9 protein-coding genes are annotated in these 10,240 nt (G+C 59.1%); 2 read left to right on the plus strand and 7 right to left on the minus strand.

The window, feature by feature from the left end; genetic code table 11:
- The 7 genes from ACIQ47_RS12680 to xseB form a co-directional block, all read right to left on the minus strand.
- Positions 1-1,570, minus strand: a 1,570-nt coding sequence (locus ACIQ47_RS12680) for a TRAP transporter large permease subunit (protein ID WP_396438457.1), incomplete at its 3' end; no start/stop codon positions are given.
- Entirely contained in the window at positions 1,570-2,169 is a 600-nt protein-coding gene (locus ACIQ47_RS12685; protein WP_396438458.1) for a TRAP transporter small permease subunit, read from the minus strand. The genes ACIQ47_RS12685 and ACIQ47_RS12680, both read right to left, overlap by 1 nt.
- A gap of 127 nt (positions 2,170-2,296) precedes the next feature.
- The gene (locus ACIQ47_RS12690) at positions 2,297-3,421 is read right to left on the minus strand and encodes a substrate-binding domain-containing protein (RefSeq protein ID WP_396438459.1); all 1,125 of its coding nucleotides are present in this window, start codon (positions 3,419-3,421) and stop codon (positions 2,297-2,299) included.
- Between the two features lie 91 nt (positions 3,422-3,512).
- Entirely contained in the window at positions 3,513-4,592 is a 1,080-nt protein-coding gene (locus tag ACIQ47_RS12695) for a TRAP transporter substrate-binding protein (protein ID WP_396438460.1), read from the minus strand.
- 222 nt (positions 4,593-4,814) lie between these two features.
- On the minus strand, positions 4,815-6,662 hold the full coding sequence (dxs, locus tag ACIQ47_RS12700) for a 1-deoxy-D-xylulose-5-phosphate synthase (RefSeq protein WP_396438461.1): 1,848 nt from the start codon (positions 6,660-6,662) through the stop codon (positions 4,815-4,817).
- Position 6,663: 1 nt separating this feature from the next.
- Complete coding sequence (locus ACIQ47_RS12705) at positions 6,664-7,569, minus strand: polyprenyl synthetase family protein (RefSeq protein WP_396438462.1); 906 nt, start codon at positions 7,567-7,569, stop codon at positions 6,664-6,666.
- Positions 7,566-7,820, minus strand: coding sequence for an exodeoxyribonuclease VII small subunit (gene xseB / locus ACIQ47_RS12710; RefSeq protein WP_396438463.1), 255 nt, complete (start codon positions 7,818-7,820; stop codon positions 7,566-7,568). Before xseB ends, ACIQ47_RS12705 begins: the two co-directional genes overlap by 4 nt.
- 285 nt (positions 7,821-8,105) lie before the next feature.
- Here xseB and ACIQ47_RS12715 point away from each other — a divergent pair, with 285 nt between their 5' ends.
- Entirely contained in the window at positions 8,106-9,233 is a 1,128-nt protein-coding gene (locus ACIQ47_RS12715; protein ID WP_396438464.1) for an aromatic ring-hydroxylating dioxygenase subunit alpha, read from the plus strand.
- A gap of 16 nt (positions 9,234-9,249) precedes the next feature.
- Complete coding sequence (locus ACIQ47_RS12720) at positions 9,250-10,107, plus strand: sulfurtransferase (RefSeq protein ID WP_396438465.1); 858 nt, start codon at positions 9,250-9,252, stop codon at positions 10,105-10,107.
- Positions 10,108-10,240 lie beyond the last annotated feature (133 nt).

Below are 10,240 nucleotides of genomic sequence, written 5' to 3' on the forward strand. Positions count from 1 at the left end.
TCAACTGCAAAACGATGAACGCGATCGAGCCTTTGTAGATCTCAGACGTTTTAACTGCCGGGATGTTTTCACCTGTGATCCGGTCCTTGTAATCGTTTTTGGGCGCCACGCTGCGCAAATAGAACAGCGCAAAGCCAAACGGCGGCGTCAGGAACGAGGTCTGCAGGTTCATCGCCACGATCACCCCAAACCAGATCATGGCTTGGTCGGCGGTCATGCCCGGCACCATGCCCGGCAAGATCTTCTCGGCCACGGGTGCCAGGATCGGGATCACGATGAAGGCGATTTCAAAGAAATCGATGAAACAACCCAAGATGAAAATCAGGATGTTCACCACGATCAGGAAGCCGATCGCGCCGCCGGGCATGTCCAAGAACAGGTGCTCCACCCAGATGTGGCCATCGGCCGCATTGAAGGTGAAGCTGAAGACGGTGGAGCCGATCAGGATGAACAGCACAAACGAGGCCAGTTTGGCTGTGTTTTCCAGCGCTTGGTTCATCAATTTCTTGTCCAGGCGCTTTCTGCTCAAAGCCAGGATCAAAGCGCCCAAAGCGCCCATCGCACCGCCTTCTGTGGGGGTTGCGACACCCAAGAAAATCGTGCCCAACACCAAAAAGATCAGAATCAGGGGCGGCATCAGCACAAAGGTCACTTGCTCGGCCAAGCGTGACAACAAGCCCATGCCGGTGATCCGGTTCACGATGGCCAAAGCCAAGGCCACCAGCGAAGCCACCGTCATCGACATGATCACGATTTCGTCATCAGGAGAGGGCAAGGTACGTTCGAGCCAAGCGGTCATGATGCCATCGTGGAAAGTAGCCCAGGCATAGCCCACCACAGTGCACAAAATCAAAAGCAAGAGCAAGGACACATGGCCTGATTTGCCATTGGCCTCACGGTAAATGCGAGCCTCTACCGGCAGTGCAGGCACCATGGCCGGCTTGAAAATGGCCACGACCACAATGAACAAGATGTACAAACCGACCAACAGCAAGCCGGGCACCAAAGCGCCAGCGTACATGTCACCCACCGAACGGCCCAATTGGTCGGCCAACACGATCAACACCAACGAAGGGGGGATGGCTTGCGCCAAGGTGCCCGAGGCCGTGATCGCCCCGGTAGCGATGACACGGCTGTAACCGTAGCGCAGCATGATGGGCAAAGAGATCAAGCCCATGGAAATCACGGCCGCAGCCACCACGCCGGTGGTGGCCGCCAGCAAGGCGCCCACCAAAATCACCGCGATGGCCACGCCACCACGCACAGGACCAAACACCTGACCCACCGTCTCCAGCAAATCCTCGGCCATGCCGGATTTTTGCAAGATGATGCCCATGAAGGTGAAAAACGGGATGGCCAGCAAGGTGTCGTTTTGCATGATGCCGAAAATGCGCAGCGGCAAGGCCTGGAACAACGAGGCGGGGAACAGCCCGGCCTCCATGCCGATGAAGCCAAAGCCCAAACCGCAAGCTGCCAGCGCGAAAGCCACCGGAAAGCCGGTCAGCAGCAGCACAAACAAACCGGCAAACATGATGGGCACAAAGTTCTGTGCCAGAAAAGTCGCTTCCATCAACGTGCTCCCTGCGCTTGCTGCGCGATTTTCTCAAGTTCCAGCATTTCTTTTTCTTCGTCTGACATGGTGCTTTCAGACGACAAAGGGTCTTCACCGACCCCGGTCAAAAACGACAAGCGCTTGATCAACTCGGACACACCTTGAAGCATGAGCAAGCCAAAACCCAAGGGCACCAAGGCGTACACCGGCCAACGGATCAGACCACCCGCGTTGGAAGACATTTCGCCGCTGATGTAAGCCTGCATGAACAAGGGCCAAGACAAGTAAATGCACAAGAAACAAAACGGGAACAGCGCCAAAACGATGCCGCCCACATCGATCCAGTTGCGGGTGCGCGCGGACAACATGGACGAAATGAAGTCAATGCGCACGTGAGAATTTTTCAGCAATCCATAACCTGCGCCCAGCAAAAAGACGGCCGCAAACAGGTACCACTGAATTTCCAGCAAACCGTTGGAACTCACGTTGAAGGCCTTGCGAACGATGGCATTGCCAGCACTGATGAGCGTCACGATCAAAATCAACCACGTGGTGAATTTACCCACAGACTGGTTCAAACGGTCAATACCGCTGGATATTTTTAATAAAGATGACATTTGAACTCCAAAAAACTTGCGCGATTGTAAGTCTGTGTTGGCGCGTTCCAGAGCCAAGCCCTGAAAACTCAGGTTGATATTTTTGATGTTGGCATGAAAGCCTCTCAAACCTTCAGGCCGATACCGATCAAGCGCCTGAGCCACGCCTTGTAGACCTGAATTGCCACCAAGGCAGCATGCTGCGCAAGGATTGCACCTGTCCTGTCTGAGGTGTCGGGCTGTAGCCGCCCAAACCCTGCAGCCTGGTTTGCCAGTCAGAACTGCTCAGCAAGCGCCGCAATTGCAAGACGGACGGGGTGTCGAGTGCCGAGGCCAGGCACACCAGCCAATAATGCTCTTGGTGCATCGGCACAAAATCGAGACCATGAACATGGGCGGCGTGCGCGATGCCCAGGCCCACATCGGCCTGAGCCGCCGCAATGCGTGCGGCCACGGCAGCGTGCGAGCTTTCCTCGTGCCCATAGCCCTGGAGAGCAGAGGCTTGAAGATCTCTTTCTTGCAAACACTGATCCAGCAACAAGCGGGTGCCGGTACCGGGGCTGCGGTTGACAAAGCGCACACCCGCTTGGTACAGATCGGCCCAATCCTGTAAGCCCAAGGGGTTCCCCTTGGCCACCATCAGCCCTTGCGCACGTTGGGCAAAACCGATCAATTTGTGCTGACCCGTTTTGAGCAAGGGCTTGTAAGTGCGGGCGACCAGCGACTCGGCGTCGGGTTGCCAAGGGGCATGGAAGCCCGCCACATGGCACCGCCCCTCGTTCAAGGCGCGAATCGCGTCCACACTGCCACAAAACCGCAAGTCCAGATGCAAAGCTTGTGAGGCGGCCTCTTCGCGCAGCAAGTCCATGGCCGCGTCATGGCTCGCAAAAATCGGCAGGGCCAAGTGGGCAGGGTCAAATGCCACCGCAAATGTTTTTTCCAGATCGGCGTGCAGTGCACTGATTTGGGGCAACAACCGCGCCTGCGCCTGGCGCTCTGCCCAGAGCAGCTTGTCGGCAAAGCCAGTGAGTCGGGCCGCCTGGCCCTTTTCCCAAAGAATCAGGGCTTGACCCAAACTTTGCTCCCAGCGTTTGAGTTCCCCCCAAACATGGCGGTAAGACAAGCCCATGGCCTTGGCAGCCCCGCCAATCGACCCGGCATCACGCACCGCTTGCAACAAGTCCATCAGCGGGTTGCGCAGCGGACTTTGGCGGCTGCGTAACTGCTCAGCGCCCTGCGTTGTCCATTGGTAAGAAAGCTCGATGTGTTGCATGGTGGCGAGTTTGCATGACAACTTGGTCAAAAAGAGAAGTGCACGAAAAAAGGCCCCGAAGGGCCTTTTTTCGTGCAAGCATGCCCGCTGATTACAGCTTGGCCGATTGCATGTAGCGATCGAAGGTGGCTTCGGTGAAACGGAACCACTGGTTTTGGTCCTTGCGGAAAGCCGAGTAGTCGTCGTAGATCTTTTTCCAGTTCGGGTTGGACTTGCGCAGATCTTCATACAGGGCCATGGACTGCTTGAAGGCCTCGTCCATCACCACCTTGGGAAAAGGCCGCAACTTGACGCCACCGGCCACCAAGCGCTTGAGCGCCGCAGGGTTGCGGTTGTCGTATTTGGCTTGCATGTTCACGTGAGCGTAAGAAGCAGCCGCTTCCACGATGGCCTTGTTCTCTGCCGACAGGCCGTTGTAAGCCGCCTTGTTGATGAAGAAGTCCAGCTGTGCGCCGCCTTCCCAGAAGCCTGGGTAGTAGTAATTCTTGGCCACTTTTTGGAAGCCGAGCTTCTCGTCGTCGTAAGGACCGACCCACTCGACGGCATCAATCGTGCCTTTTTCCAGGGCTTGGTAAATCTCGCCACCAGGGATATTCTGGGGCACAGCGCCCATGCGGGTCATGACCTTGCCAGCGAAACCGCCCACGCGGAACTTCAAGCCCTTGATGTCTGCCAAGGTCTTGATTTCCTTGCGGAACCAGCCACCCATTTGAGCGCCCGTGTTGCCGCCAGGGAAGTTCACGATGTTGTAGTTGTCATAGAACTCACGGAACAACTTCATGCCGTTGCCGTCATAGAACCAAGAAGTGAGCTGACGGCTGTTCAGACCAAACGGAATGGCCGTGCCCAGAGCAAAGGTGTCGTCTTTGCCAAAAAAGTAGTAAGGGGCCGTGTGGGCGATTTCGATGGTGCCTTGCTGCACGCCGTCCACCACACCAAAGGCGGGCATCAACTCGCCAGCAGCGTGGGTGGTCACCACAAATTTGCCACCCGACATGGCATTGACTTGGGCCGCGAACACATCGGCGGAGCCGAAAATGGTGTCCAAGGCTTTGGGGAAGCTGGAAGCAAGGCGCCAGCGGATGGCGGCCTGTGCGTGAACAGCAGGTGCAACACCTGCTGCCAAAATACCGGCCATGCCCGTATTTTTGATGAGTGAACGACGATCCATAGGGAGAGCTCCTTGTGAAAAATTGAAAACCAACCCGAAACATCGGGCCATGAAAAACAAACACCGCCCTATTGTAGAAAGTGAATCGCCCCCTAAAGCCGGGGGTTTACCCTTTTTAAACCAGCAAAAACTTCAAGGTCTTTAAAAATATCTCAAGGATCTGTTGGACACTTGGGTGGGGCACAAAAGCCAGCCCCCACAAAAAAGGCCAACTCCAAGGTCTCAGTCCGCCCAACGCTGTCGAATTGACGCCTCGATGCCTGCGGCATCCAACCCTTGCAATGCGAGGAGTTTGGCCGGGTCGCCATGCTCGATGAAGGCATCGGGCAAGCCCAGGTGCAGCACAGGCCGCATGAAATGCAATGCCTGCAGGGCTTCGGCCACCGCGCTGCCCGCACCGCCCATGGTGCAGCCCTCTTCCACCGTAACCAGGTGCTCGTGGCTTTGCGCAATTTGCGCCAGCAAATCGACATCCAGCGGCTTGACCCAGCGCATGTTGACCACCGTGGCATTGAGCTTTTCAGCCGCTTGCAAGGCCGGGGCCAGCAAGGTGCCAAAGGCCAAAATGGCGAGCTTCTCACCTTGGCGGCGCACCTCGCCTTTGCCAAAAGGCAAGGTGTCCAAGTCGCGGCCGGGCTCGGTGCCCACGCCTGCGCCGCGCGGGTATCGCACCGCCACCGGGTGGTTTTGGGCATAAGCCGTGCTGAGCAACTGGCGGCATTCGCGCTCATCGGCTGGACAGGCCAGGCTCATGTTGGGGATGCAGCGGATGTAGGCGATGTCATAAGCCCCCGCGTGGGTGGCTCCGTCAGCCCCCACCAGACCGGCCCGGTCAATCGCAAACACCACCGGCAGGTTTTGCAGCGCCACATCGTGGATGAGCTGGTCGTAGCCGCGCTGCAAAAAGGTGGAATAAATCGCCACCACAGGTTTGAGCCCCTCGCAGGCCAGGCCGGCGGCAAAGGTCACGGCGTGCTGCTCGGCAATGCCCACGTCGTAATAGCGCTTGGGAAAGCGCTGGTGAAACGCCACCATGCCCGAGCCTTCGCGCATGGCGGGCGTGATGCCCACCAAGCGCAAGTCTTTTTCGGCCATGTCGCACAGCCACTGGCCAAACACCTGGGTGAAGGTGGTTTTGGCGGGCGTGGCGGCAGGCACCAGGCCCACGATGGGGTCAAACTTGCCGGGGCCGTGGTAAGCCACCGGGTCAGCTTCGGCCTTTTCATAGCCTTGGCCTTTTTTGGTCACCACATGCAAAAACTGCGGGCCGCTCAAGTGCTTGATGTTTTCCAGTGTCGGGATCAGCGACTCCAGGTCGTGTCCGTCGATCGGGCCGATGTAGTTGAAGCCGAATTTCTCGAACAGCGTGGCGGGCACCACCATGCCTTTGGCGTGTTCTTCCAGTCGCTTGGCCAGCTCAAACAAGGGCGGTGCGTTTTTCAGCACGTTTTTGGCGCCCGCTTTGGCGGCCGAGTAAAAACGCCCACTCATCAGTTGGGCCAGGTAGCGGTTGAGCGCGCCCACGGGCGGGCTGATCGACATGTCGTTGTCGTTCAGAATGACCAGCAGTTTGCAATCTTCAACCCCCGCATTGTTCAGGGCCTCAAAGGCCATGCCAGCGGTCATGGCGCCGTCGCCAATCACGGCAATCGCGTGGCGCGACTCGCCTTTTTGGCGGGCCGCCACGGCCATGCCCAAAGCGGCCGAAATGCTGGTGGACGAATGGGCCGTGCCAAAGGTGTCGTATGCGCTTTCATCGCGGCGCGGAAAGCCCGACAAGCCATCGAACTGGCGCAGCGTGGGCATGCGCTCGCGGCGACCGGTCAAGATTTTGTGCGGGTAAGTTTGGTGGCCCACGTCCCAGACGATGCGGTCTTCGGGGGTGTTGAACACATAGTGCAAAGCCACGGTCAACTCGACCGTGCCCAGGTTGGAGCTCAGGTGCCCGCCGGTTTTGGAGACGTTGTCGAGGACGCATTGGCGCAACTCGTCGGCCAATTGGGGCAGGTCTGCGCGCTGCAAGCGGCGCAGATCGGCCGGGGAATCGATGTTCTTGAGCAAATCGGTCATGTCAGTTGTTTCTGGTGATCACCATGGCGGTCAGGGCACGCAAAGCGGCCAAACGGGCCTCGGGCAAGCCGGTGTCGGCCAGGGCCTGCACCGCCTCAGCGGCCAGCGCATCGGCATAGGCCTTGGCTGCATCCAGCCCCAACAAGGCCACATAGGTCGGTTTGTCGGCGGCTTCGTCCTTGCCCGCCGTTTTGCCCAGCGTGGCCGAATCGGCGGTCACGTCCAGCACATCGTCCACCACCTGAAAGGCCAGGCCCAGGGCCTCGCCAAAACGGGTCAAAGCATCTTGAACCGGGGCTGGCAGGCCCTGCACGCAAGCCGCACCCATTTGCACGCTGCACAGCAGCAGCGCCCCGGTTTTGAGGCGGTGCATCTGGCGCAGCTGGTCCTGCGTCAAGCGCTGACCCACACTGGCCAGGTCAATCGCTTGGCCCCCAGCCATGCCTTGGTAGCCCGAAGCCCGGGCCAGCAAGCCCACGCAGGCCGCTTGTTGCGCAGCACTGACGCTGGCATCTTGGGGGGTCAGCATTTCAAACGCCAGAGTCTGCAAAGCGTCACCCGCCAGCAGGGCTTGCGCCTCGCCAAACTGCACATGCACCGTGGGCTTGCCGCGCCGCAAAACATCGTTGTCCATGCAGGGCATGTCATCGTGCACCAGCGAATAAGCGTGGATCAACTCGATGGCGCAAGCAGCGTTCAGCGCGGCCGAGCCGCTTGAAGCATCGCCCACCGCCTCGGCTGTGGCCAGCACCAGCAAGGGACGCAATCGCTTGCCGCCGTCCAAGACGGCGTAGCGCATGGCCTCGCCCAAAGCGGCGGGCGAATGGGCCTCAATGCCTTCTGACAAGGCGTGCTCGACACGCTCGAGGTGCGGCTGCATCCATGCTTTGAGGTCCAACGGGCTCATGCGCCACTCCAAGGTTTGAGTTGTCCGCCGTCCAACACCTGGATTTGGTCTTCGACGGCTTTGAGCTTGTCACGGCAAAAAGCGAGCAATACAGCGCCGCGCTGGTAACCCGTCAAAAGCTGGTCCAAAGGCATTTGCCCCGACTCGAGCTGCCCCACCAATGTTTCCAGCTCCGACAAAGCTGCTTCGTAAGTGGCAGGCACATCCGCCGCAACGGCATCGGCGAGGTCAGGTTGAGCAGCCTTGGGCATGGGTTCTTCCGGCAAAAAAGTACGATTTTAGGCTTTAAGACTGGACTTGGCTGACGCTTGGACAGTCCAATCCACCCCCAGCAGGGTGTTGCGCGGTTCGCTTTGGCTCACCATCGAGCGCAGGCTTTCCATTGGATTGGCCTTTTCAGCCCCTGTCGGCATTCCCCGGGGTTAGAATGATGACCCCGCGACAGGAATTTCCTGTCATTTTTTTGCGCCGTTTTCCATGAATTCAGCGCTTTGTTCCTGCCCCTTCATAGGGGGAGTCTCTAGGTCAGGTCACCCATGTCTGATTTAAGTCTTCAACTGCAGCAGGCCGCAAGCCAACTACCAGTTTCCACTTATTTCGAAGAAGCGCTGTTTCAGCGCGAAATGAACACGCTCTTCCGGCAAGGCCCCCTTTATGTGGGCCACCAGTTGGCAGTTCCCCAACCGGGGGACTACTACGCCCTGCCCCACGAGGCCGAAGGCCGTGCCTTGGTGCGCAACGCCCAAGGCGGAGTGGCGCTGGTCTCGAATGTCTGCCGCCACCGACAAGCCGTGATGCTGAGCGGCCGGGGCAACCTGAACACCCAACAAAAAGGCAGCGCAGGCGGCAACATCGTTTGCCCGCTTCACCGCTGGACGTATTCGCCCAGCGGTCAGTTGTTGGGCGCGCCGCACTTTGCCCAAGACCCTTGCCTGAACCTGAACAACTACAAGTTGCAAGAGTGGAACGGCCTGCTGTTCGAGGACAACGGCCGCGACATCGCCGCCGATCTGGCGGGCATGGGCCCACGCTCACAACTGAGTTTCGACGGCTATGCCCTCGATCGCGTCGAGCTGCACGAGTGCAACTACAACTGGAAGACCTTCATCGAGGTGTATCTGGAGGACTACCACGTCGGCCCTTTCCACCCGGGGCTGGGCCAGTTCGTCACTTGCGATGACCTGAGCTGGGAGTTCAAGGAGCACTATTCGGTGCAGACCGTGGGCGTGTCGGGCGGCTTTGGCAAGCCCGGCTCGGACACCTACAAAAAATGGCACGAGGTGCTGCTGAAATACCGCAACGGCCAACTGCCTGAACGCGGCGCCATTTGGCTAACGTACTACCCGCACATCATGGTCGAGTGGTACCCGCATGTGCTCACCGTGTCCACTTTGCACCCGATCAGCCCCAGCAAAACGCTGAACATGGTGGAGTTTTACTATCCCGAAGAAATCGTGGCCTTTGAGCGCGAATTTGTCGAAGCTCAGCAAGCGGCTTACATGGAGACCTGCATCGAGGACGACGAAATTGCCGAGCGCATGGACGCCGGGCGCAAAGCGCTGCTGGCGCGCGGCGACAACGAAGTGGGCCCCTACCAAAGCCCCATGGAAGACGGCATGCAGCACTTCCATGAGTGGTACCGCTGCCAAATGAGCGCCCGCTGAACCTTGGAGACACACCATGTACACCTTGCTGATCAACGCCCCTCAATTGCAAACCCTGCTGGCGCAAGGCACCCCCTGCGCTGTGTTTGACTGCAGCTTTGACCTGATGAAACCCGAGCTGACCGATGGTTTTTTTGCCAGCGAACGCATCTCAACGGCCCTGCCCGCCCACATGGACAAGGATCTGAGCACGCACCAGCCGGGCCAGGCCGTCAACGGTGGCCGTCACCCCTTGCCGCAGCGCGAGATTGTGGCGCAGTGGCTGGGAAGTCTGGGCATTCACAACGGCATGCAAATCGTGGTGTACGACCGCAACAAAAGCATGTACTGCGGTCGTTTGTGGTGGATGCTCAAATGGCTGGGCCACGAAGCTGTAGCCGTGCTGGACGGCGGCTTGCAGGCCTGGAAGGAAGCGGGTGGCGCCACCGACTCGGGTCCCTTCACACCGCCTGCGCCTATGGCATTTGAATTAAAAACACCACTGCGCCAATTGGTGCTGACCGATGCCGTCTCGGCCGCCTTGGGCCAAACCACTCAAACCGTGGTCGACGCCCGCGCCGGAGCCCGTTATCGGGGAGAAGTGGAACCGCTGGACCCCGTGGCGGGACACATCCCGGGCGCACTCAACCGGCCTTTTTCCGAGAACTTCACCGAAGACGGCCGTTTCAAAAGCCCCGAGTTGCTCAAAGCCGAATGGGACCGGGTACTCGCTGGCCGCCCTGCCAGCAGCGTGGTGCACCACTGCGGATCTGGCGTCACGGCTGTGCCCAATTTGATGGCGATGGAGATGGCCGGTTTCGGCCCCACCGCACTGTATGCCGGCAGCTGGAGCGAGTGGTGCCGCACGCCGGGTCTGCCCTGCGTCAAGGGCTGAATTTGTAGGAGCGCACCCCGTGCGCGATGGGCGTGGCACACGCCCGTTTGAACAGCCGCGTCAGTGCTGGTGCCCTGCCAAGGCGCTGACGATGAGCACCATGCCCATGCCCATGCCTAGCCAAAGAATTTGG

The organism is Limnohabitans sp. (genome assembly GCF_044373035.1).
Classification (GTDB): domain Bacteria; phylum Pseudomonadota; class Gammaproteobacteria; order Burkholderiales; family Burkholderiaceae_C; genus Limnohabitans_A.

Excerpts from the sequence above, each read along its gene's own strand:
- ACIQ47_RS12695 (WP_396438460.1), bottom strand. The coding sequence starts at position 4,592 with ATGGATCGTCGTTCACTCATCAAAAATACGGGCATGGCCGGTATTTTG.
- ACIQ47_RS12715 (WP_396438464.1), top strand. The coding sequence starts at position 8,106 with ATGTCTGATTTAAGTCTTCAACTGCAGCAGGCCGCAAGCCAACTACCA.
- ACIQ47_RS12685 (WP_396438458.1), bottom strand. The coding sequence starts at position 2,169 with ATGTCATCTTTATTAAAAATATCCAGCGGTATTGACCGTTTGAACCAG.
- ACIQ47_RS12690 (WP_396438459.1), bottom strand. The coding sequence starts at position 3,421 with ATGCAACACATCGAGCTTTCTTACCAATGGACAACGCAGGGCGCTGAG.
- xseB (WP_396438463.1), bottom strand. The coding sequence starts at position 7,820 with ATGCCCAAGGCTGCTCAACCTGACCTCGCCGATGCCGTTGCGGCGGAT.
- dxs (WP_396438461.1), bottom strand. The coding sequence starts at position 6,662 with ATGACCGATTTGCTCAAGAACATCGATTCCCCGGCCGATCTGCGCCGC.
- ACIQ47_RS12705 (WP_396438462.1), bottom strand. The coding sequence starts at position 7,569 with ATGAGCCCGTTGGACCTCAAAGCATGGATGCAGCCGCACCTCGAGCGT.
- ACIQ47_RS12720 (WP_396438465.1), top strand. The coding sequence starts at position 9,250 with ATGTACACCTTGCTGATCAACGCCCCTCAATTGCAAACCCTGCTGGCG.